This is a genomic window from Streptomyces sp. NPDC043896 (assembly GCF_056435605.1).
This window is the reverse complement of the sequence record NZ_JBWKEE010000019.1, coordinates 123,637-145,071: the sequence shown is the minus strand read 5'-3', so window position 1 is coordinate 145,071 and position 21,435 is coordinate 123,637. Positions and strand designations below refer to the sequence as shown.

24 protein-coding genes and 5 pseudogenes are annotated in these 21,435 nt (G+C 68.8%); 10 read left to right on the top strand and 19 right to left on the bottom strand.

Going from position 1 to position 21,435, the window contains the following annotated elements; translation table 11 throughout:
- Positions 1-279: 279 nt before the first annotated feature.
- Positions 280-687: a hypothetical protein gene (locus tag AC069X_RS26095; RefSeq protein WP_478731962.1), complete on the bottom strand. Its 408-nt coding sequence runs from the start codon at positions 685-687 to the stop codon at positions 280-282.
- Positions 688-1,018: 331 nt separating this feature from the next.
- Here AC069X_RS26095 and AC069X_RS26090 point away from each other — a divergent pair, with 331 nt between their 5' ends.
- Positions 1,019-1,450 carry a hypothetical protein gene (locus AC069X_RS26090; protein WP_478731960.1) on the top strand — a complete coding sequence of 144 codons (432 nt, stop codon included), beginning with the start codon at positions 1,019-1,021 and terminating at the stop codon, positions 1,448-1,450.
- 27 nt (positions 1,451-1,477) lie between these two features.
- Here the strand turns inward: AC069X_RS26090 and AC069X_RS26085 are convergent, their stop codons facing one another.
- A complete protein-coding gene (locus AC069X_RS26085; RefSeq protein WP_478732014.1) occupies positions 1,478-1,660 on the bottom strand; it encodes an XRE family transcriptional regulator in 183 nt (60 codons plus the stop codon).
- Positions 1,643-2,385 (bottom strand): annotated as a pseudogene (locus AC069X_RS26080) (transposase); the annotation flags it as partial. The gene AC069X_RS26085 and the pseudogene AC069X_RS26080, both read right to left, overlap by 18 nt.
- A 164-nt stretch (positions 2,386-2,549) precedes the next feature.
- Here AC069X_RS26080 and AC069X_RS26075 point away from each other — a divergent pair.
- Both AC069X_RS26075 and AC069X_RS26070 read left to right on the top strand, forming a co-directional pair.
- Positions 2,550-2,762: a hypothetical protein gene (locus tag AC069X_RS26075; protein ID WP_478731958.1), complete on the top strand. Its 213-nt coding sequence runs from the start codon at positions 2,550-2,552 to the stop codon at positions 2,760-2,762.
- Between the two features lie 134 nt (positions 2,763-2,896).
- Positions 2,897-3,379, top strand: a complete 483-nt coding sequence (locus AC069X_RS26070; RefSeq protein WP_478731957.1) for a hypothetical protein — start codon at positions 2,897-2,899, stop codon at positions 3,377-3,379.
- 203 nt (positions 3,380-3,582) lie between these two features.
- Here AC069X_RS26070 and AC069X_RS26065 read toward each other — a convergent pair whose 3' ends face one another.
- From AC069X_RS26065 to AC069X_RS26055, 3 genes are all read right to left on the bottom strand, one after another.
- Complete coding sequence (locus AC069X_RS26065; protein ID WP_478731955.1) at positions 3,583-3,882, bottom strand: hypothetical protein; 300 nt, start codon at positions 3,880-3,882, stop codon at positions 3,583-3,585.
- Positions 3,883-4,153: 271 nt separating this feature from the next.
- On the bottom strand, positions 4,154-4,888 hold the full coding sequence (locus AC069X_RS26060) for a hypothetical protein (RefSeq protein WP_478731953.1): 735 nt from the start codon (positions 4,886-4,888) through the stop codon (positions 4,154-4,156).
- Positions 4,889-5,410: 522 nt separating this feature from the next.
- Positions 5,411-5,743 carry a hypothetical protein gene (locus tag AC069X_RS26055; protein WP_478731951.1) on the bottom strand — a complete coding sequence of 111 codons (333 nt, stop codon included), beginning with the start codon at positions 5,741-5,743 and terminating at the stop codon, positions 5,411-5,413.
- Between the two features lie 249 nt (positions 5,744-5,992).
- On the opposite strand from AC069X_RS26055, the gene AC069X_RS26050 reads away from it, so the two are divergent.
- The gene (locus tag AC069X_RS26050; RefSeq protein ID WP_478731949.1) at positions 5,993-6,517 is read left to right on the top strand and encodes a hypothetical protein; all 525 of its coding nucleotides are present in this window, start codon (positions 5,993-5,995) and stop codon (positions 6,515-6,517) included.
- Between the two features lie 89 nt (positions 6,518-6,606).
- Here the strand turns inward: AC069X_RS26050 and istA are convergent, their stop codons facing one another.
- The gene (istA, locus tag AC069X_RS26045; protein WP_478731947.1) at positions 6,607-8,202 is read right to left on the bottom strand and encodes an IS21 family transposase; all 1,596 of its coding nucleotides are present in this window, start codon (positions 8,200-8,202) and stop codon (positions 6,607-6,609) included.
- A gap of 577 nt (positions 8,203-8,779) precedes the next feature.
- Here istA and AC069X_RS26040 point away from each other — a divergent pair.
- Positions 8,780-9,949, top strand: a complete 1,170-nt coding sequence (locus AC069X_RS26040; RefSeq protein WP_478731946.1) for a restriction endonuclease — start codon at positions 8,780-8,782, stop codon at positions 9,947-9,949.
- A gap of 205 nt (positions 9,950-10,154) precedes the next feature.
- Positions 10,155-10,526: a VOC family protein gene (locus tag AC069X_RS26035; protein ID WP_478731944.1), complete on the top strand. Its 372-nt coding sequence runs from the start codon at positions 10,155-10,157 to the stop codon at positions 10,524-10,526.
- Positions 10,527-10,588: 62 nt separating this feature from the next.
- On the opposite strand, the pseudogene AC069X_RS26030 reads toward AC069X_RS26035, so the two are convergent.
- The 7 genes and pseudogenes from AC069X_RS26030 to AC069X_RS26000 form a co-directional block, all read right to left on the bottom strand.
- Positions 10,589-12,121, bottom strand: a pseudogene (locus AC069X_RS26030) (ISKra4 family transposase).
- A 70-nt stretch (positions 12,122-12,191) separates the two neighbouring features.
- Positions 12,192-12,734, bottom strand: a complete 543-nt coding sequence (locus AC069X_RS26025; RefSeq protein WP_478731942.1) for a hypothetical protein — start codon at positions 12,732-12,734, stop codon at positions 12,192-12,194.
- A gap of 95 nt (positions 12,735-12,829) precedes the next feature.
- Positions 12,830-13,094 (bottom strand): annotated as a pseudogene (locus tag AC069X_RS26020) (helix-turn-helix domain-containing protein); the annotation flags it as partial.
- 254 nt (positions 13,095-13,348) lie between these two features.
- Entirely contained in the window at positions 13,349-13,609 is a 261-nt protein-coding gene (locus AC069X_RS26015; RefSeq protein WP_478731940.1) for a hypothetical protein, read from the bottom strand.
- A 255-nt stretch (positions 13,610-13,864) separates the two neighbouring features.
- A complete protein-coding gene (locus tag AC069X_RS26010; protein WP_478731938.1) occupies positions 13,865-14,317 on the bottom strand; it encodes a hypothetical protein in 453 nt (150 codons plus the stop codon).
- A 42-nt stretch (positions 14,318-14,359) separates the two neighbouring features.
- Positions 14,360-15,493, bottom strand: a complete 1,134-nt coding sequence (locus AC069X_RS26005) for an IS630 family transposase (RefSeq protein ID WP_478731936.1) — start codon at positions 15,491-15,493, stop codon at positions 14,360-14,362.
- 49 nt (positions 15,494-15,542) lie between these two features.
- Positions 15,543-15,809, bottom strand: coding sequence for a hypothetical protein (locus tag AC069X_RS26000; protein WP_478731934.1), 267 nt, complete (start codon positions 15,807-15,809; stop codon positions 15,543-15,545).
- Between the two features lie 247 nt (positions 15,810-16,056).
- Here AC069X_RS26000 and AC069X_RS25995 point away from each other — a divergent pair, with 247 nt between their 5' ends.
- A complete protein-coding gene (locus AC069X_RS25995; RefSeq protein WP_478731932.1) occupies positions 16,057-16,506 on the top strand; it encodes a hypothetical protein in 450 nt (149 codons plus the stop codon).
- 97 nt (positions 16,507-16,603) lie between these two features.
- Here AC069X_RS25995 and AC069X_RS25990 read toward each other — a convergent pair whose 3' ends face one another.
- The 4 genes and pseudogenes from AC069X_RS25990 to AC069X_RS25975 form a co-directional block, all read right to left on the bottom strand.
- Positions 16,604-16,780, bottom strand: a complete 177-nt coding sequence (locus AC069X_RS25990; RefSeq protein WP_478732012.1) for a hypothetical protein — start codon at positions 16,778-16,780, stop codon at positions 16,604-16,606.
- Positions 16,781-16,901: 121 nt separating this feature from the next.
- Positions 16,902-17,093 (bottom strand): annotated as a pseudogene (locus AC069X_RS25985) (ATP-binding protein); the annotation flags it as partial.
- A gap of 25 nt (positions 17,094-17,118) precedes the next feature.
- The gene (locus AC069X_RS25980) at positions 17,119-17,328 is read right to left on the bottom strand and encodes a hypothetical protein (protein WP_478731930.1); all 210 of its coding nucleotides are present in this window, start codon (positions 17,326-17,328) and stop codon (positions 17,119-17,121) included.
- 8 nt (positions 17,329-17,336) lie between these two features.
- Positions 17,337-18,117: pseudogene (locus AC069X_RS25975) on the bottom strand (transposase); the annotation flags it as partial.
- A gap of 651 nt (positions 18,118-18,768) precedes the next feature.
- Between AC069X_RS25975 and AC069X_RS25970 the strand changes: the two are divergent.
- Genes AC069X_RS25970 through AC069X_RS25960 form a run of 3 tightly spaced genes read left to right on the top strand, consistent with a single transcriptional unit; the run spans position 18,769 to position 20,503 of the window.
- Positions 18,769-19,356, top strand: coding sequence for a hypothetical protein (locus AC069X_RS25970; RefSeq protein ID WP_478731928.1), 588 nt, complete (start codon positions 18,769-18,771; stop codon positions 19,354-19,356).
- Positions 19,353-19,562 (top strand): hypothetical protein, encoded by a 210-nt coding sequence (locus tag AC069X_RS25965; protein WP_478731926.1) that lies wholly within the window; start codon positions 19,353-19,355, stop codon positions 19,560-19,562. The genes AC069X_RS25970 and AC069X_RS25965 overlap by 4 nt, the downstream gene beginning before the upstream one ends.
- Positions 19,550-20,503 (top strand): NlpC/P60 family protein, encoded by a 954-nt coding sequence (locus AC069X_RS25960; RefSeq protein ID WP_478732006.1) that lies wholly within the window; start codon positions 19,550-19,552, stop codon positions 20,501-20,503. Before AC069X_RS25965 ends, AC069X_RS25960 begins: the two co-directional genes overlap by 13 nt.
- A gap of 78 nt (positions 20,504-20,581) precedes the next feature.
- Here the strand turns inward: AC069X_RS25960 and AC069X_RS25955 are convergent, their stop codons facing one another.
- Positions 20,582-21,427 (bottom strand): hypothetical protein, encoded by an 846-nt coding sequence (locus AC069X_RS25955; protein WP_478731924.1) that lies wholly within the window; start codon positions 21,425-21,427, stop codon positions 20,582-20,584.
- Positions 21,428-21,435: the final 8 nt, after the last annotated feature.

Genomic DNA, 21,435 nt, shown 5'->3' with positions numbered 1-21,435 from the left:
CACGTCGCGTCCGCGGCCGCCGCTGTGTCCTGCAGGACGCTCGGGCCTCGCAGGTGTCAGGAAGCGGCCCGGCGCCAGGACTCGCGGCCGGCCCGCTGGACCAGGTACACGTCCGGCCACTGCTGGCGGCTGTCCTCCCAGACGGCCTCGGCACGACGCGGGGGAGATCCGCCCCAACAGCTCGACGTCCTCCAGGGAGTCGGAAGCCAGCCCGTACTCGGTCTCGGTGCTATCACCCATCATGTCCTCCTCGGGAGCGGGCCCGGGGCGCTGCTGAAGCTACTCCTTGACGTGGTGGGCGTAGCGTTCGTGGGCGGACTGGCGGGAGCAGCCCAGAGCCGTCCCGATCGCCTCGCAGGTGACGAGCGAGCCGCGGGCAGCGCGGACGGTGTCAACCGCGAGGCCGGGAAGCGTGTCCTGAAGGCGTGCGACAGCGTGTAGGACGGTGACCGGCCGGGTGCCGGCGAGTTCGGCAATGCGGTCGTGCAGGGTAGTCAGCATCTGGTCGACGTCGCGCGGGAGCAGGCCTTCGGCGGTGGTGACGTGGTGCTCCCAGTCCGCGAACGGGCCGGTCCGCGCCAGCCCGCCCTCGGTCGCCTTGATGTCACCCCACACCACCGGATGCGTGTCGGCCGCGCGCCAGCCGCATCCGCAGGCGGCTTTCACCGCGACCGCGCGCTCGGACACCGTGCCGTCACTGTCCCACCACGCCGTACTCCCGCCCAGCCGCGATGGGCGCGGCCTCCAGCCCGTCCGCCAGCACCCTTCACCACAGCACTGTCAGGATTCCCTGACAGTGACAGAATGTCAGGTTTCCTTGACAGGAGTGAGGGATTCCGGTGCCTTCACCCCATTAGGTCACGCTGATGAAGCGCCTTGATTGTCCCCACCGGCCGGGTACAGGTTCCTCAGATCTGCTCACCGCGGTTCCCCATCTGCAGCACGGCTGGACCGCCAAGCCCTGATGCTCCTATTGATCGTCAAGCCTTGTGGGGGGTGGGGACCGTATTGCGGCCGGGTGCGGTACTTGGCTGAGTCGTTCATTCTTGGGGCCCTGCGGCGGGGCCGTTCGGTCGAGCAGTTCCTTGGGCCGTGCGGCTCGGCGGAACGCCCCGGTGTGCGCTATGTGGAGGTTCGTGCCACGAAGGGGCCGTTTGACGTCTATCTCCACGTGGTCGAGGACGTCGGCAGCGAGAGCTTCTTGGACCTGGGCGAGTTCCCGCCGTTCGATCCAGACGACGAGGCCAGCGAGTTCGGCCTGCTTCTGGGCATGGCTGAGGACCCGCTGGCCGCGCTGGACGTTGCCGAGCGGCGCGCTGGAGCCGAGCGGGGTCGGTGGGTCAACGAGGGTGTCGTCCAGGACGAGTACGGCGACTTCGTTCGTGCCGGTCGGCCGGTGGGTGTCTCCGCCGACGGTCGTCGGGGGCCGAACGTGCCGGACGTTGCATGACCTCGTTTGTGGTCAAGCGGCGTTGAGTCAGTCCCGGTAGGCGTCGGCGGGTTCGCCGTCGCGGCGGAGCCCGCGTTCGAGGTTGGAGATGGCGGTCGGCCAGAGTCCGAAGTGGCGGGCGGCGGCGGTGAGCGTGTTCTTGGACTGCCGTAGCTGTCTCAGGTCCGCGATGTCCGGGACGGTGACCGTGGTGGTCAGGCAGCGGAACATCTCCCGGACGATGGCCCGTTTCAGGAGCCGGTGATCTCCTTCTTCGTCCGGCCGGCGGCGGTCTGACGAGCGACGTACTCGCGGGTGCGGGAGTCGCCGGCCATGCGGACCAGGGCGATGCGGTAGAGGGCCGCGTTGGCGCCCCGGTCACCGCCGCGCGAGAGGCGGTGCCGGTTGGTTCTGCCGCTGGAGGCGGGGACCGGCGCGGCTCCGCACAGAGCGGCGAAGGAAGCCTCCGTCCGCATGCGCTCGGGGTTGCCGCCCGCCGTGACCAGCAGCTGGGCAGCGGTGTCGGGGCCGACCCGTAGGCGGCCCGCAGACCGGGGTTGTGGGCGGCCGCGTAGGCGTCGATGGGGTCGGACTTGCCGATGCGACGGCGTTCGGCCCGGTCGGGCCGGTTGACCTCGACGACCACATGCCCATGTAAGCGGGCTGCGCTGGTGAAAACCGGCTCCGTAGGAGGCGGTGCCCTCCACACCGATCGCGATCACCTGGCCGTGGGCGTTCAGGAAGGCCAGGGCCGCCGCGTATCCGGCCGCGGTGGTGGTGAACTCGGCGTCCGCGAGGTGGCCTCCGTTGTCGCTGATGACCGCGACGTGAAGAGTGTCGGCGTGGGAGTCGACCCCGCCGAACACGTACTGGCCCGCGGTGTCTGCTGCGACGCTGATGTCATGCCGATGCTTCCAGCCGGTGGAGGGCACCGGCCGGGGGAGCAGACAGGACATTGAGGAGGCTTCCGGCCAGGCTCCTGTCAGGTCATGTTCCGCCCGGCCGGAGCCATGAGAACAGGTCCCGGCGGCCGGACAGAACAGCTTGAGGACAGCCCAGCAGGGCGTCAGTCAGTGCCCGAGCCACGACCACCGGAACCTGAGTATCAGCATCAATGTCCGTGCCGCTCGTACGCGGGGTCTACTGGAGCAACGAGCCCCCCGTCCGGGCGCTCCAGGCCCAGGCCTGGACCGACCGCTGGGAGCCGGGGCCGGCCGCCGGGCGTGCGGCGGCGCCGCCCGAGGCGTTCGCCGTACGCGCCCGCAGCGCCGCCCAGATCATGACGACCGGGGACGTCGCCCGAGCGGCGCTGGAGCGGGCGTTGAAGGTGTAGGGCGGCCCGGTGGTACCGCTATCAGCGCCGGGCCGTTCGCCAAACCTCGCATGTCGATGGGCCAGTCACGAACCAAATCTCGTAGATTCGGGATAAATCGGCGCATTCGGTGCCGCAAGGTGAGGGATACGACCATGCGAAGGACTCTCCGGTTTGCGCTGACCGTGGTAGCGGCGGCGGCGATCGGCGGCTTGGGAGCCGGCAGCGCGCACGCCGACGGTGATCTCCTGTCGGGACTTCTGTCACCCGTCGTATGCGGGTTGCAGAACAACGTGAACGGCAGCAACAACCAGGTCACCCAGGGAGGGAGCTGCCATCAGTCCTCAACTCCCACACCCCCGGCGCCCAGCACCGGAATCACCGGCTACGAAGTGATCCTCCTCGGCACGGTCGAACTCGGCCCCAATGAATACGCTGGGCGGGGAGGGCTCTGCCCCACAGGCAAGCGAGTACTGAGCGGCGGCGTGAGGCCCACGACCAGCGCCACCAACGCCGTCAACGTGATCTTCTCCGGCCCGAACGCCGACGGAACGGGGTGGGACGTCGCCGCGAACAACGCCGGGCCCGACCCCGTTTCCCTCGACTACTACATGATCTGCGCGAACGTCAGCAACTGACCCAATTGGCGCACGCCCAGGCCCAGTGCCGAACGGCAACGCAGCGCCGCCCTGGTCCTGACGACCGGGGACGTCGTCCGGGCCGGGCTGGAGCGGGTGTTGCAGGTATAGGGCGGCCCGGTGGTACTGCCCCCAGAGCGCGCTGGACGCCAAGGCACCGGGCCTCACCCGGGCACGCCATATCGGCACGGGCTACCCGCACCCTAACCGGCCCCCCGGCCGGGCCCGGCGGCCGGCTGCGGCCTACGGAACGTCGCCCCGCCACACGAACCGGCCGACACCACCAGCGCCGGGGACCGCTCCGGGTGGAACATGGTGGAGGCCGGGGCCGCGAGTTCCTTCGCCAGCTGCTCGCTGCTGGTCGCGGCGGCCCGCAGCTGTGCCGCTGCCTCGGCGACGGACGGCCCGGCGTCCTGGCCGGTGTCCATCACCATCCGGTCCCGGGCGCCCAGCAGCTCGATGGCGGCGGCCGCCTGGTCGAAGGCCTGCGGCAGACGCTCCACCAGGCTTCAACGCCTGCACCGTCGCGGACACCTCCGGCGCCGACAGCGCCGCTGTGTCGTTCAGGAACACGTGGTTGAGCCGCTCGACCGCGTCCCTGGCATCAAGCACCAGCCGTACGGGATCCGCCTTACCCATCACCGCTCCTTGAAAGCGGAGTCCGAGGTGGGCGTGAGGGCCATGAACAGCTACCTTTCGTGAACGGCTGAGAGCGGCCCCCGAGTTCGCCGGTCGGGCCCTGCTGCCAGGCGGTCCCCGCCCCCAGTCCGGCCTTCAGGCGGTCAGCAGGCCCTGTTCGCCTTCGGGGCCGCGGGCGAGGTCGGCCATGCGGGCCGCGAGGAAGGGCCAGGCCCGGGTGGCCACCAGGAGGGCGGTCTCGCGCTCGGAGCCGATGCAGTCCTGGGTGAGGGAGACCGGCCGGCTGTTCGCCGCCTCCGAGACGCCGAGCCGGCCGAGAGCGGCGGGCCGATCGGAAAGGTCCAGATCGTTCGGGACGGTCAGGCCTTCGGTCAACGGCCCCCACATCGCGCGGACGTCCGCGCTCACCGCCACGGCTCGGAGGCCGCTGCCGGGGCCGGATCGGGAGCAGCTGGGGCGGGGGCGGTCTGCGGCGCGGCGTACGGGTTCGGGGCGGGGGCGGGTGCGGGCCGGGCGGCGGGCACCCCGGCCGCGGGTCCGGCCGGTGCGGCGGCCGGTGCGGCGGCGGGCTGGGCCAGGAGGGCGGCGACGGCCTGGTCGACGCCGACGCCCTGCCCGTGCGCGGCGGTCAGGAAGGCGGCGACGTCGACAGTCGCCGGGGAGCGCGACCGCGTACCCGGCGAGGGCGCCGTCGTCGCCGTGGCGCTCCCGCACCCGGAGCCCGGCGTCGCGCAGCCGGTCGAGGAAGTCGGCGTCGTCGTGGGCGAGCGCGGCCGCGGTGCGGACGGTGCGCTGGAGGGACTCCCGGGCGGTCTCCAGCAGGCCGCGGCGGTCCGCCTTCGCCTTCTCCCCAGTCGACGGTCGGCGCACCGCGGTCCGGTCCTGCGGCGACAGCGGCGTCAGCCCCCACCGGGACTCGAGAGCACGGGCGACGGCGTGCACCGCGAGGATGTCCCCGCGCAGCCGGGGACTGCCGGCCGTCGACCCGGGCGAGGGTCGCGACGAGGTGGATGTGGTCGGGTGCGTGCCGTACGGCGGCCCAGCGGCAGGCCTGTTCGTCACCGGCCGGGGCGATGCCCGCGGCGTCGACCATCGCGGCGGCGACCTCCGCCCACTCGGCGTCCGTAAGGGTCCGGTCGTCGGCGTGGTTGCGGACCGAGACGTGCCACACATGCTTGTCCGGACGGTCCCCGCGCAGCGCCTGGACCGGGGCGTCCAGGAGGTCCGCCAGCTCGCCCAGCGTCGTATGGCCCGGGTGGCGGGCCGGGCACGGCAGATGGGGGTCCCAGGCGGTGATGAGGTGGGGGTTGGTGTGCTCGTCGCGTTTGCCGGGACCGAAGAGGTACTCCAGCAGTTTGTAGGTGTCGTCGCCCATCTCGGGCTTCTTCGGCATCACGTGCGGGCCCGGCGTTCGCGCATCACCGCCACCGTCGCCGCGTCCACCCGCACCACCGCAGCGCGGGCATCGGCCACAGCGTCGGCGAGCTCCGCCCCGGTCGCACCGTCGGGGCCGAGAGCGTCCAGGCGGACCGCTACCTCCCGCAAGCCGGCTCGCGCCTTCACCAGCTCGCGCAGGACGTCCGCGCGGTCCGCGGAGACCGGCACCAGAACGTCCTGCGCGACCGCCATCGCCTGCCGGCCCACCCACCCCGCCGCCGACATCCCCTCACGGACCGCGGCCGCGCGGACGACCTCCAACTCGGCCGGGCTGAACGCGACGCCCACCCGCTGAGAACGCCGGGCCCCACTCTCCCGCTCACGTCGGCGGCCACCCTCACCAGCCATCGCCCAGCCACCCCTTTCGACCACGCCCGGACGCCGAAAACAGCCCCGGGGCCCGGGGCCTTATCAAGATCAGTTAGGGCGTAATGTTCCATTGCGCACTAACTGGTGTGAACGTTCTCGTTATTCCCCAGGGGTAAGTTCCCGTAATTCCCCAGGCCCTGGCCTCGGGCGGGCATTAGGTTGGCCTGCGTGAACTTGCTGGGGTGGAGCTATCGGTATGTGGGACCGCCTGATCTGCGGGCCCTTGTCCGGCCGGAGGCTGAGGGCCGGAGCATCCACTCGGCGGCGGACTTCGACGAATGGGCTTCGTCTCTGGCGGCGGTGGAGCTGGCCGAGCCTTTCACGTTCGTCATCGACTCGGCGGGTGTGCTGCGGCTCGCACCGCGCCGGAGCGAGCACGTGGTGTGTGCTGGCGGTGGCCCTGTTCTGGGCGCCGGGGAGATGAGCTTCCGCGAGGAGTCCGGGCAGTGGGTGGTCGCTGAGGTGAGTAACCAGTCGACCGGATTCTGCCCGGACATCGGCTCGTGGCCGGCCGTCGCGAAGGCTCTGGACGCAGCCGGGATCGAGCACCCTTCCGGCTTCACCCACGAGGTGGTGTTCCGGCGCTGTCCCGCCTGCGGCCAGCTGAACATCGTTCGGGAGGAAGACTTCGTCTGCGTCTTCTGTGACAAGGACCTGCCGCGGGAATGGAACGTGGACGGGTCCGGGAGTTAGCGGACCGGGGGCTTGTCGGGCTTGTCGGTGGGGTTCTTGGGGCGCTTGTTGGGGCGGTAACTGGGGCCGTTCATGATCCATCACGCTCATCAGACGCTTCCCTCAACTTCGCCGTGGACCTGGTCGTCAAGGAGCTCGTCCGCCGTCTCGGACGGGGCGACGGAGGCGAACAGCCGCTGGGGCCCGTGGAGGAAGGCCGCGGCACCCGCGTCCCCGCTCGATTCGGGCTCCGGATCGGTCTCGGTGCCGGCGATCAGGATGCCCTTGATGGTCCGGTAGGACGGATCTCCGACCGCGATGGCCCTCGCGCAGGCGGCCTCCAGCCTCGCGTCGCCGTACTTCTTCTTCAGCCCGAGGATCCCCTGGGCGGCGCGGAGCCGGTAGAGCGCGTTGACCTCCAGAAGCAGGTCAACGACGGTCCGGCAGGCGTCCCCGACTTCGGATGCCTGGGTCCGGCACCAGATCGGCGTGCACATCTGGAACGCGATCTTCTCCGGCGGGTAGTCGCTCCTGTCGGTGCGTTTTCCCTGCTCAAGTGCCACGTGGGTCTTGACCAGGTCGCCGTCGAGGAAGACCTGCACCATCGTGGCGGTCGAGCGGACGTCAACCCGGCGGCCGATCAACTTCCAGGGAATCGAGTAGAGGGTGCGGCCGACCTTGACGTGAATGTCCGGCCCGACCACCGCCGTCGACCAGCGGGCCAGCACGAACGGCGTGGGCGGCAGCGGCAGCAGGGTCTCGGCTTCGACGGCCCCGAACACCGCCATCGGGGCGGCTCCCTGCAACGGCCGGCACTGCCGTCGGCCAGCCACCTTCTGACTCCAGCTCACAGCCTCGGCCTGCATATGCTCGATCGACGTCAACTCCCGACCCCGCCAGAGCGAGTCCCGGATGTAGGGCATCGGGCGTTCGACCCGCGGCTTGTCTTTGGGCCGGGCCGCGCGGGCCGGATCGACCAAGGCCCCGTAGTGGGTCGCGAGCTCGGCATACGCCTTGTTGATCTTCGGATCGTAGAGATCGGGCTTGTCGACTCCAGTCCGCAGGTTGTCCGGCACCAGTCGGCGCGGGACGCCCCCGACGTAACGGAAGGCAGCAACGTGGGCTTCGGTCCAGGCGTGCTGGTGCAGGTAGAGAACCGGGCGGACGAACATGTGCCGCGAGCACGGCAGCACCATCACGAAGGCCCAGATCCGGTGCCGCTTACCAGTCTTCGGATTGGTCCACTGGCCCAAGTGACCGTAGTCGATCTGAGCCTCCGAGCCCGGCTCGACGTCATCGCGCAAGACCGTGAGCTGGGACCTTGCCGTCTCGTCGGGGAGTGTGGCGTGCACCCAGCGGCGGAACGAGGAGATCGACACATCCAGCTTGTGCTCGTCCCGCAGCCGCTGGTGGATCGTGGAGACGGTCACCGTTCCCAGCAGGTTCTTGATGTAGTCGCGGTGCTGGTCGATATCGGGCCAGGTGATCTGCCGCAGCCGCCGGTCAGCGAGCTCGGGGAACCAGCTCTTGATCAGCTTGGCCCAGTCGGCTTCCCGCATCGGTGGTCCGCCGGGCGTGATCCCGGATGCCTCCGCCGGCTCAAGGTACTTCCTGATCGTCTTGCGGTCCACCCCCAGCGACGCGGCCAGCTCGCTCTTCGAGCGGCCTGCGTACCAGTGGACGTAGATCTCGGTGATGTCGACCACGACGAACGTTCTCCTTGCCATCCGGGCTGACCATCGGCCTTCCGAACCACAGGCCCAGGGCCGCCCACACGCCTCCGCGATGACCAGGTCCCTCGATCCCGAACTCCGTCGTACCCATGGCCAATTAGGAGAAGTCGGGATGAGGAATTACATGACGTTCAATCCACCAGAGATGGGGAAAAACGTGAACGCTCACAACTGGCTGCCATTCTTTATGTTGGGCAAATCCTCCCAGCCTGCTGCACGAGCCCTTCCGAAACCGGCTGCCCGGCGGCCCACGATCACCCCAACCAGCGACCCCCGAAAACACCCCGCACCGAACCCACCCCGCGCCGCGCCCGAGCCCGCCCGAACCGCCCGCACCCCACCCACAGCCGCACCGACCAGCCCCCACACCCCGGGCCACAACCACCCCCACCACCCCCAAACACACCCAAACACACCCACCACACCCCACCCACCACACCCACACCACACGAAGCGACGACCACCCCGTGGTTGAACCTCGACCTTCTCCTGTCTTCGGGATGCCGGAAACCCCTCCACAGCTGCCGCCGCGGGGTGCGAGTCTGTGCGCATGGACCTTGAAGAGCTCCTCCGCGCGATGGACCGAACAGCGGCCAACTTGCGCAAGCTGGAAGGCGTGTGGGAGCGCGCGAAGCCGTACATCCCCACCGGCCCGCAACACGGTTCACATCCGGCCTACGACGACCTCGCAAGGGCATGGACGGATCTACTTCCCGGACTCCCCCCGATCGACGGCTGGACCATCACCGACCAGTTGCCCGACATCGCCGCCATGGGTCAGGCCTTCGCCGACTACTTCGAAATCAGTGAGCAACCGCACGCGGTTCAGGCGGCAGGCGAGAAGCCGGAAGCTGACCTGGCCGCCTATCGGTACCGCCTTGACCGTGCCCGCCGGCGGGCCGCCCGAGGCCGCCTGGAGCAGCTCGTCGCCACCGTCGACACCGCGCTGCCCCTCGCGGTGAAGGTAGTGCCTGAGGACTCGCCCGATCACCTTGTGAATGCGCACACTGAGCAGGTCGAGACGGCCGTAGGGGAGATCGCCAGACTCCTGGGCGACGCCGCGAACACCATCGGACGGTGGTGGGACCTGCACCGGCACCTGCGGTTCAGCCAGGGGCACGACTGGCGCGACATCGTCGTCCTCGACTGGCCCACCGTGCGCGCCGACATCCTCTCGCATGCCTTGGGCGACAGCGACCCGCTGCCCGTTCCGGACATGGACCTGGGACAGGCAGCCTCCGGCCACCTCACGGGTCCTGCCACCCTGGCACTGCCCTGGGAGCGGCTGGACGACGACGGTTTCGAGCGCCTCCTCTACGACCTCCTGCGCAGCATCCCGGAGCACGAGAACGTCCAGTGGCTGATGCAGACCCGGGCACCCGACCGGGGTCGTGACCTCTCCCTGGACCGGATCCTCCGTGACGGCTCCGGTGGTGTGCGGACCGAGCGCGTCATCGTCCAGGCCAAGCACTGGCGCAGCCGGTCGGTGAACGCCGCAGCGGTGAGCGAGACGGCCACTGCGGGGAAGCTGTGGAGCCCCCCTCTTGTGCGGGGAATCGTGATCGCCACCAGCGGCCGATTCACCGCTGACGCGGTGAGCTGGGCGGAGCGGCACAACGCAGAAGGCGCCGTGCCCTACATCGACCTGTGGCCCGAAAGCCGGCTCGAAACCCTACTGGCCCAGAAGCCGCACATCGCCGCCGCGCACGGCCTCCGGTAACTCCGTCGGTCTGCACCCACCTGCAAGACGTCGCTTTCCGACCCGCGTCACATCCCCTGGCTAACCGCGCACCAACCGCAAGATCACTATCGGATCTAGTCCAACTGAAAAGGGTGCGGCTCTTCTGGAGGGATGAGCTGATGGGGCTCGGCGTCTTCGTCTAGCGTGTGGTTCACGCAAGTTCAGTGATCAGCCCGGAGGCACCATGCCCTTGCAGATGAAGTTGCGCGCGATAACGCTCGACTGCCCTGATCCGCTGGCTCTGGCGGCGTTCTATCAGCAGGCGACCGGCCTCGAACCGCATCCGAAGTCAGACGCCGACTTCGCCGGACTCACCCGCGAGGATGGTCTCTTCATTGGCTTCCAGCGGGTCGACGACTACCGGGCTCCGAGCTGGCCCGACCAGATCCTTCCCCAGCAGCTGCACATCTGCTCCAAGGTTGCGGAAGCGCTGGATGCGGCTGAGGCGCAATTGTTGGAGCTGGGCGCGGGCAAGCCAGAGCAGCCGGATGGAGATCGGTACCGGGTCCTCACCGAGCCGGCGGGGCATCCCTTCTGCATCGTCAGCGAGGGATAGACGTCGGCTGACGTACTGGCGTTTATCCAGCTGGGTGAGCTCGGTTCGGATGACGGCCGCGATCAAGCGGTGAGGGCGTATGTGCGCTCGCCGGGGGTGGGGTAGAGACGTTCGTGCTCGCGGGTGGCGTGGTAGCGCCAGTAGGTGTCAAGGTCGCCGTTGGAGACGACGGCACGCAGTCGCAGGACGGCTTCGGCTCCGGGCAGGCCCCAGCGGGCGCCGGTGATGTCGAGCCTGTCGGCGATCAGGTGGCGGCAGGCGCCCTCGGCCGCGCCGGTGGCGATCGGTCACCCGTTGTTGAGCGCGGTCTCGTAGTGGAGCTGATCGAGGTGGCCGGTCAGGTAGCGGTGGCAGGCGTCGACGGCCTCGCGCCGGGCAGCCGGTAGCTGTTCCCGCTTGGCCTGGGCGGTCATCTCGGCGGCGGCGCGAGCCGCGTCACCCGAGAGGATCGCGGTCAGACGGTCGGCCGCCCAAGCCTCGGCCTCGATGGTGCCAGGTTTGTAGAAGGCGTGAGCGGCGGCCCAGACGTACTCGGCGACGTGCACGAAGTCCAGCAGCACGTGGACTGTGACGCCGCGTCGGCTGGTCTCCGCCGTGATCAGGTCGAGCTGGTGGCGGGCCCCGTCGACCAGGACGACCCACGGCCGCAGATGTTTCGGGTCGCGGGCCTGGGCCTGGTCGAAGGCGTCGGCGATGACCTGCGCGGATGATCGGACCAGCGAGGCGGTGCACCACTTGTTCTCCGCCCTGGGCCCGGGGCGGGCGAGGCGTTCGCTGCTTCGGCCGCCGGGCGGGTGGATCACATCGTGCGGGCGTCTGGGTGCCGGACGGGTGTCGAAGACGCAGGCCACGGCCGCCATCCGCTTGCGGTTCGGCTTCTCGCCCGGCGTGAGCCGGCCGCGATGACCGGTCGCGGACTTCTGGGCGGCCCGGCGGGTGGCCTCGCGCAGGGCCTCCGGGCGCATGACCACGCCCTTGCCGTCCACCTCGACCACCAGGGGCATTTCGCGGCTGCACGGAACCGGGATCACGGTCCGGTAGAAGTCGTCGACGTCGACCGCGGCGGCGGCCACGAGCTCTTCGAGCCTGCGCTCGCCGAGGACGTTCCCGCAGCGGCGTGTCACCGCGTCGTGGGCCTGGTCGAAGGAGCCGCGGACGGCCTCGGTGACGGCGAGCCGCCGTAATCCCGTTGAGTGTCGGCCCGCGGGCAGGGACAGTTCCTGGTCAGCGGGGTGGACGTTGCCCATGCCGGGTCCCCGGTGGGCGACTCGGGTGACCCGAACCGTCCCGAACACGGTGGCCAGCCACCGCGAATGCCCGGTCTCCCGCCAGGGCCGCACCTGCCCCTCCGGTCCGGTCACCGCCGGGACGGCACCGGTGCGGATCTGGTGCTCTTCCTGCCTGGCCCGCAGGTTCAGGTGGTCCTGCAGCAGCAGGCGGAGCAGTTCTCGCCCGGCCTCATCGAGGTGTTCTTCCAGCTCGGCGTGGGTCCAACTGGTCGCCGGACTGCCTGACAGCGTGTGCATCAGCGTCTCAAAGGCGCTGAGAGAGCGCGCAAAGGGGTCAGCGGTGCATGCGGTGTCGTACGGTGTCATCTCCAGGGTTCTTCCCGTCCAGCATCGATTGGGTCGCACCTTCGAATGTAGGCGCGGAAGAGCCATGCTGTTAAACGGAGTTGGACGATTTGGCCGTCCGTCGGCGGGCCGGTGTGAACATCCCTGGGGTGTCCTCGTCCAGCCAGCCGCGTTCGACCAGCCGCTTGAGCTTCGAGCGCGTGCCCTCGATCTTCCCGGTCTCGGCCGGCAGCCCGATCCTGGGCACGATCTGCTTGGCGCGGACAGGCCCGGGTGCGTCCGCCACCACTTCCAGAATGTCCCGGTACACCTGCGGCAGGACGTCCGCCCCCATGCCGGGCTGCCATTTCGGAACGGTCAGCACCCCGATGACCCGCCGCTCGGCCCCCGCATACGCAGACGCCGCCGGCTCACCCACGGTCGGCCGGTCGGCGTCGACACTCGCCGCCGACTTCTCCGGGGTCATGTCCGCGAGCACTTCGTCGACCGTCTCTCGCGCGATCTGCAACCGCTCCACGCTCTCCCGTGCCAGATGCAGCTGTCCCGACAGCTCGGCGAGCTCGGCTTCGAGCTCCTCGACCCGCACCCGGGCGGCCGCCTCACGCGCTTCCAGTTCCTCGAACAGCGAGCCCATCCGCCACCCCTCCTCCACCACCACGGTAGAGACGAGAGGCCGCGAACACAGCCCCAGTCAGCGTTCTCGGAGTTCAGCGATTCCCTTCAGAGGAACCGCACCCTCTTCAGCAGACCCGGTGCTCGTTCGGCGAGCAGGTCGACGACCGCGCGGGTGTAGGCGTGGGCAGTGGACTCGCTGATGCCGAACCGGCGGCGATCTTCGCCAGAGTCGTGTGCTCGCGCCGGTACACCAGCGCCCCCATCGCCCGCCGGGACGGACGGAGCTTGCAGCGCCTGTCGCCCTCACGGGTGACGATCAGCATGGCGACCCACTCCACCAGCGCATGGGCAGGTCGAACGCGGCAGGATAGATGACCAACGAGGCCCCCGAGCAGCGTGATTGAGATGTCAGACATCTCGATCAACAGCCCGGGGGCCTCGCTCGTTGCGCTCTACAGCCTGTCACCCATCGGTGGCCAACTCGAAGAAGCTCACTGATCAAGACGCTGCGCAGGTAGCCACTTCGTGCGAAGGAGAAGCGCCCGGCGGGCGCTGCTGCCCGCTGCGACGGCCTGGTGCACCAACTCGAACAAAGGCCCCGCCGTGTGGTCCGGCGGGGATCGGCCCGAGGAATCAGAAGGCAAGTTCCAGCAGGCCGCCGAGGGTGAGGAGTAGTCCGGCGAAGGCCATCACGGCTCCCAGGTACCGGTAGACCTGCTTCGACATGAGCCGCTTCGGGGGGCCGAGGTCTCCTCGGACGTGCATGGCCAGCTCGGCGTTGGCCGCCGCGTAGCGTGCCGCCGCGCCAGCGGCGTCGCGGATGTTCAGAGCGAGTGCACCGCCGGCTACGAGACTGATGGTGCCGAGGGTCAGAAGGAAGAAGGTCAGGCTCATGCTGCACCCTTTGGGTCATGTGTTGATCGGATGAAATCTGTGGGTGTAGCCGCAGCTCAGTAGCGCGGTCCTGCCTCTGGAGCTCTGCCGGCAGCCGGGCAGCGGGGAGCCTGGGCTGCGCATGCGAGCAGGAGCTGCAAATCACACCGTGGTGGTGGGCGGCCCACGGCAGTCAAGACCAAAGATCAGGCCCCGGAGATGCGCTGGCCATCTTGCCTTCACACGGTGTGGACCCCAGGTGCTGGCTTGGGAGGGCTAGGTTGCGCCGGGCAGCCCCAGGGCGACCGAGAGGGCTGAGGAGAGCTGTTCCGCGAACAGAGCCGCCCCGGTGAGGGACTGCCGGATGGCTTCCTCGTCGGGCGTCAGTCCGGCGGCGGTAGCCCAGGCGAGTGCGCCGGCGACGGCAGGTTCGATGGGGAAGTGCTCCAGCGGGATCTCGTAGCTCTTCGCCATCTCGCGGTTGAGCAGGCCCTCCCAGCTGCTGCCGTCCGGCGTGAGGGCCTCGACGAAACCGACGTCGCTGTCCAGGAAGGACACCATGATGACCGGTGTCCCTGCGCTCTGGACGAGGTTCGCGAGGCTGCGCCGACCGGCGTCGGCGAAGTCCGTCACCTGCCAGCCATCCGCCAACGCCTCCGTATCTTCAACGCCCGTGAACCCGGCTGCCCGCATGAGCTGGTGCAGTTCCCCCGTGGAGCGGGTTGTCAATGATCCGCCTGAGTTACCCATAATCAGCAAGCTAGTGCCACATCAGGCAATGTTCGCCCTGTTGACGAGATCGCGTAGCCGTTCGTCGGCAGCGTTCTTGTTCCTCCAGATGATGTAGCGGCGGATCATGCTGCCCTGCTCCTTGTGGCTCGCGTGGTCCGTGCCGTCGAGGGCGAAGTAGCGAAGGGCCGTGAACTGGGCCTCGATGCGGTTGAGCCAGGAAGAGTTGGTCGGGGTGTAGGCGATCTCGACGTTGTTGGCCTCGGCCCAGTCTGCGACCCGCCGGCAGCGCTTGGTGGTCAGATGCGGGGAGAAGTTGTCGCAGAAGACGGCGATGCGCACGCCGGCCGGGTAGAGGCTGCGCAGGTAGCGGCAGAACTCTAAGAATTTCGAGCGGGTCTTGGTCTCCTTGATGTGACCGTAGAGCTTGTCCCTGCCCAGGTCGTAGGCGGCGAGCAGGTGCCTCACCCCGTGCGGTCGGGTGTAGGTCGCCCGCCGCCTCGGCCTGGGTTCACGCTCGGGGTCCTTGTGCTTGCCGCCGCGTTCGGCCCACTGCCGACCGGGGTGTGGTTGGAGGTTTCGCGGCCCGAACTCGTCCATGCAGAAAACGACTTCAGGCTCGCCGGGCTCCGGTATGACCTCGCCGTCGGCGATCGCGTAGAGGTGCTCGACCCGGGCCTTCTTGGCCTCGTAGTCGGGGTCGCGGGAGGTTTTCCAGGTCTTCACACGTTGAAAGGAGACGCCCTCCTCGTGGAGCAGGACCCGTAGGCCCTCGTGGCTGATGTCGTCGACCACCCCCGCGGCGACCAGGAAGTCGGCCAACTTGGCCAGGCTCCAGGTTGAAAACGGCAGGTCATGCTCAGCTGGCTTTGACTTGGCGATTTTCTTGATCTCGCGTCGCTCAGGCAGGGTAAAGGTCTTGGGGCGTCCCCGCTTGTACTTCGGGTAAAGCGCCTCGAAACCGTCGGCGTTGAAGTCATGGATCACGTCACGAACCCGGTCCGGGCTCGTGAACGTCACCTCGGCAATCTTCGGCACGGCCATGCCCTGCACGGACAGCAGTACCATCTGCGCGCGCCGCCACGTTACGACCGAGCCAGTGCCTCTGCGGATGATCCGCAGCAGCCGTCGCCCCTCGCCGTCATCGATCTCCCGCACCCGCACCCGTTCGGCCATGCGCATCAGCCTGGCAGTGATCGGCGCCGGGATGGCAGCTCTGGCCTCGTCACGTCGTCCGGCGTTTCCTCAGCTCCGCGAGCCATGCACGCACCTGCTCGTCGTCGTGCAGGTAGGCACCGCCCTTGTCCGCAGGTAGGTCGATTCCGTGGAGGAGGCTCAGCGCCCACGAGGAGATGTCGTCCCAATCAAGCCCGTCGTCGACCACCCACCGCGCGGCCCAGCGGTCGGCCTCGTCTCGGGTCAGACGACCCTCGACGAGCGCAACGAAGTGCTCTTCGATCTCGTCAAGCGTCGGCTGGCCGTCGGCGTCCATGTCCCGACCCTACATGCAGGGCAAACGTTGGCTGATGCAGCACCAGTCGCCACAGGCATTCCGCAAGCCCGCTGACCTCGCCGCACAGGCCGAGGTCGCGCCGGCGCTGACTGAGCATCGGCTCGACAACCTCCGAGAAGGTGCCTGATTAGGCGGTCCCGGTCAGTCAAAGTCACCTATCTATAGGATATTTTGACTCGCCTTCTATCTCAAACCGACTATCCAGAACGAACGAACGGGGAACGTCATGAGCATCACCAGGACCACTCGTAGGACGCGGGCCAAGATCGCCGTGTCCATCGGGGCCCTGGCCGCGGGCTCACTCATACTCACCGCCTGCAGCGGAAGCAGCGACAGCGGCGGCAAGCGCGACGGTACCTACTACATCAAGGACGTCAACGGCACGTCCAATCTCGGGCAGCTGGTCGTCAAGGGCAACAGTGTCTCGCATCATGAGTACGACTGCGATGGTGTCTACGAGAAGCCGGGCGTGACCAGCACCGGCGAGTTCAACAAGGATCAGTCCCAGATCATCTGGACGGTCGTCGGAGACGACACCCGCAACGAGCGGACCGGCAGCGAGTCCATCGCAACCAGCGAAACCTCGATCAGCATCAGCGGTAGCGCGTACGTGCGTGACAACTCCGATGCTGGCAAGGCTCTGCTGGACGGTTTCAAGACCAAGTGCAAGAAGTAGCGTCGACGTCCCGCTCGGCCGGCTGAGCAGCGCGGAACCCCGTGGGCATCGCGTCCACGGGGTTGTGTCTTTCCTCGGCTGGTCAAGCCTCTGACGTCTACTCCTGAAGCTGCTGTGCCCGGTGCTCCTCGATCGTCTCCGGCGGCTGGCCGTACTTCGGGACATGCTGCTCGACGAAATCGAGTTCGGCCCACGCTGCCGACCTCCGAACTCTCGACTTGGCCATCACGACGAACGCCATCTCATCAAGCGTCGGCCGGCCGCTGGCATCCATGTCCCGACCGCACATGCAGGGCAAACGTTGGCTGATGCAGCACTAGCGGATGCCTCTGACAAGCCAGCTTGTGATTCTGAGACGCTGGCGCGGGAAGCCGCGGTGGCGGACTCCAGTACGTTTTGTCGGTCGTGTTCCTGGGGCGCTTGTTCGGGCGGTAGCTGGGGCCGTTCATGATCACCTGGTGGCTGGTGTTGATGAGCCGGTCCAGGAGTGACTCGGCGACGACGGGGGTGGGGAAGAGGGGATACCAGTCGCTGGGTGCCCGGTTGCTCGTGATGATCAGGAACCGGCCCTGACGCCGCCCCGCCATGAGGCGGCCCCAGACCCCGATTGCCCTACAGGGCGGGGGTGAACTCCACCTCCGTGCCCCCGCAGCCGGCCGCGATGTCCCACAGCCGCTGCTGCTCCGCCTCGTCCACCGCGAGCCCCCAGCGCAGCTTCGTCGCGGTCCACTCCGCGCCGTACCGGCACAGCGCCTCCGGCGACGGCGGCAGCCACTCCGACGGGTCACGGTCCGCCTTCGCCCTGTTCGAACGGGCCGTCACCGCCACCAGGGGCGGCTGAAGACGCACTCGCCGCCGTGCTTGGGCGGGCGCCCGCCCTGCGGCGGGCAGATCCACGGCACTGGGACCGGCTTGCGCATCACCCGGTCAGAGCGGAGCCGCCCCAGTACCTCCACCGGCATGTCCGTCAGAAGGTGGGCGATGCGCGGCGCGTCGTAGCCTGCGTCGAGCACGATCAGGACGTCAGGGTCACCAGGCCGCCACTGGCCGGCCGCGACGAGACGCTCAACGACCGCCCGGACCTGTTCAGCGGTGACCGCGGCCAGGTCGGTGCCGGGTTCCAGTCGGATCGCGTCCAGAAGCGCGGTCCATGACGTGCGGCCGATCTCCAAGGCGGCGACGATCGAGTACGGCCACCCAAGCACCATCTGGTGCTTGCCCATGCCCCGGCCGAAGGTATGGCAGAACGACCGGTCCGAGCAGGTGTCGGCGTCCGGCCGCAGCCACGACGAGAGGCGAGACATCAACCGCCAGCACCAGGCGGCCGTCGGCGGCCCGGGGCAAGGGCACGCCCGCCAAGGCCCAGCGGAGTCGAACCACGTCGATTCGGCCCTGATTCAGCCCAACGTAAAGAGCTCCGTGCCCTCGCCGGTGCTCGGGCGCGAGCGCCAGGTCCACGAGCGTGCGGACCAGCCCATCGGTGCACAGCAACGCGTCGCGCAGCTCAAACAGTGCGCTGCGCCGGGAGACCAGACACGCGTACAGCTCGGACCGGAACGCTGTCACCGCTGCGAACGCGTCTCGTTGAACCCCGCGCTCGACCAGTTCCACGATCCCGGCCTCCAAGCCGCACCGACCCTCCCAGCAGGATCAGGCTCCGGTCTCTCGGACACGCCACGAACAGGGGAAAGCAAGTTTCGAGCGCCATTCGACGACGGACCATAAAGGGCAAGCTTAACGACCCGAGCATCTGACCAGCGAGGCCGTGCCCGTCTTCCGAGCGGCCATTGCCCAGCTGCCCCTCTCTAAGGGGACTTTCCAGTACCTGGGGTTGTCCTCCGATAACCAGAACGAGGAGAAAACAACCGTGAGCGCTCGCCTGATCCTGTTCCGGGTCTGCCGACCGCACTGCTCGGTATCGCCGCGGCGGCCGTCGTCTGGTTCGGGGGCGCCGACGTTCTGGACACGCTCCGACTCCTGACCGGTTGCGTGGTCTTGGTTTCGGTCCAGGTCTCCGCCTGCGCTGTCATCGGCTATGTCCTCGGGCGGCGCGGGGCACTGCTGTCACGCGTCCGACACAACCCGCGCGCACCCTCTGCGGGATCACGGAGATCAACTTCGTCAGAGCGGCCGCCACCCGCCGGAGAGGGCCCGCCGGAGCTCGCGGTCTGTCTGGCCGGAATGCCACCAAAGCAGGCCAAGCGAACTGTCCCTGATCGCAGCACGGCTACCAGATGATGAACACCTACGAGAAGGAGCCATATGTCGACGCCCGGTAAGGGAATCTCCATCACCCACGAGCTGGAAACGCACGGCTGGTCGAACGAGGAGACTGCCGCGTACGAGGCCGCGATCGAGGCGGTGAACGGGCTCGTCGGCGCGTACACCGCGGTGATCGCCGCCGAAGAGACGAGGGCTCAGCCGAACCGGGAGGCAATCGCTGCCGCTCGGGCGGCGCAGCAGCGCCTCGCCCGCGAACGTGAAGCGCTGCGCTCCACCGACCACCAGCAGATCGCTGAGGCCCGCGCTCGTTATGCCGAGCTGGCTCGCGAGGTACGAGCCGGTCTTGATGCGGTGCAGCCTGTTCGAGGCGACCACCGCCCAGGGGCCTTCGAAGACGCGCCGACCGCCACGGTGTACGACGTCTTCGCGGAAACGGCTTCCCGGCTCATCGGCCTGCTCATGGCCCGTGCGCAGGCCGCCTCGGAGGGGGAGCAGCCGCAGCAGTGGCGAGACCAGGCCCTTGCGGTACGCGCCGCCACCCGGCGGGTCCCGGCGCACGACCGTGACGAACTGCTGAAGCAGATCGCGCAGTGGCAGAACGACATCGCCCGCCTGGAGAGCCGGTGAGCATGGCGCAGCCCAGCGACTACTTCCTCGATGACAACCAGCTGCGGACGCTCTTCGAGGAAGTGGTTCGGCCTTTCGTCTTCGATGGGTACAGCCCGCAGGCCCAGCCCGTGCTGTCATTCTTCGGCGCGCAGCAGGGAGCGGGTAAGAGCCAGGCTTCGCTGCCCGGCGGCAGGAACCGGGCGGGGGTGACCTGGTTGCCTTAAGCCCAGACGATCTACGTCCGCTGCACCCTCGATACGCGGCGGTGCTGGCCGCATACCCGCTGCTGATGAAGGACGCCACGGCGCAGGCCACCACGGCCTGGGTCGCGATGTGTCACGACCATGCACGCCAGCATGGCTACGGACTGCTCCTGGAGGGGACCTTCAAGGACCCGCAGGGGCTGCTGGACATCGCCGCCGCCTATGCGGCAGACGGCTACGAGGTCGAGATGACCGCTCTCGCCGTCCGGCTCGACGCCCTCATGGCACAGGGCCGGCTCATGTGCTCCCTGCTCAAGGACGCCAAGAACTCCGGATACGGCGGCGACCCGCGCGCCCTCGCCCTCGCCGGATACAACGCCGGATGGGGCTGGGTCCAGTACTACCGCGGCGTACCTCCCAGATCCTTCGCCAACGGCGAGCCCTACGGGTACGTCCAGGCCATCCTCAGCGACATCCCCCGCTTCCAGGGCGCCGGACTTCTCCAGGTGGCAGGCAGCGGCGCCGGACCCGACGCCGTACGCAGAGCCGCAGGCCGCATCGGCACCCCCTACTCCTGGGGCGGAGGCAGCCCTGACGGCCCCACCACCGGCTTCTGCGACGGCCGCAACGGCTACCTCAACGGCAGCTGCTCCGCCTCCTCCACCGCCGGCTTCGACTGCTCGTCCCTCGTCCAGTACGCCTACTGGCCCAGCCTCCAGCTCCCGCGCGTCGCCGACGCACAGTACGGCGCCACCGCCAACCGGCCCGTGGCCCGTGGCGACCTCCAACCCGGAGACCTCCTGTTCTGGTCCCACGGCGGAGCAGGCTCGATCTACCACGTGGCCATCTACGTCGGGGACGGCAACGTACTGCACGCCCCGCGCACCGGACGGGTCGTCGAAATCCAGCCCCTGACCGCCGCCATGCCCGAGAGCGACTACTTCGGCGCCACCCGCCCCTGACCGGGGTCCCCTCTCTGGGAACAAGTGTGCCGCAGACCCCCCGAAGAGGTCTGCGGCACACACGCCGGAGCCGGAAATCTACCTGGTCTTGCCCTCCTGCTCCATCTTCGCCATGCGTGCCGCGATCAGCGGCCAGTGTCTATGGGCGAGCATCAGGTCAGCCTCCCGCTCCTTGCCCGGCACGGCTTCCCGAACCATCCGCATGTAGCGCTCGTTCTCCTGTGCGATCGCCAACTGCCGAAGCGCCCGGGCCCTGTCCGACAGGTCGAGGTCGGGCGGAAGGTCAAGCCCCTCCGTCAGCGGGCCGTACGACAGCAGCGCGTCCCGGCTCGTGGTCGGCGCCTGGCCGGCCGCGAGCGCCTTCGCGACCGCCTGGTCGACGCCGAGTCCTTCGTCGTGCGCAGAGGCAAGAATCTGCCGCACGTCGATGCCGCGCTCGTCCAGGTTCGCCATCGTCGCCGCGATGTCAGGCCACGTCGGGGAGGACAGAATCGCCTCGCGCACCGGCCCGGCAGGCAGGGTCTCGCGGAGCGTCCGCTCCCACTCCGCCGTCCCTTCCCTCGCCACGCGCGCCTCGTTCGCGGCCACCTGGTCTCGCACCGTCACCGCGATCTCACCCAGCCGGGGCAGCAGCTGCTCCAGGTCCACCCAGGCCTTCTTCAGCGCCATGAGCTGCTGCGCCATCTGCGGCCAGTCCGCGTCGGCTGTCAGTGCTGCGGAGATGTCCGCCGGAAGGAGGTCCTTGAGTACCTCCTTCGCCTGCTCGGCGGGCGGGAGATCCTCCTCTGCCCCCTTCTTCTGCCGCTGCTGGTGGCGTCGCACGGCATCGGCGATGGCCGTGATCAGACGCACCGACAGGACAGCGGTCTGCACCGCCTCGCCCGTCGCCTCGGCAAACGGCTCCCCCTGCGCGGGTGTTGCCATCGCTGCTG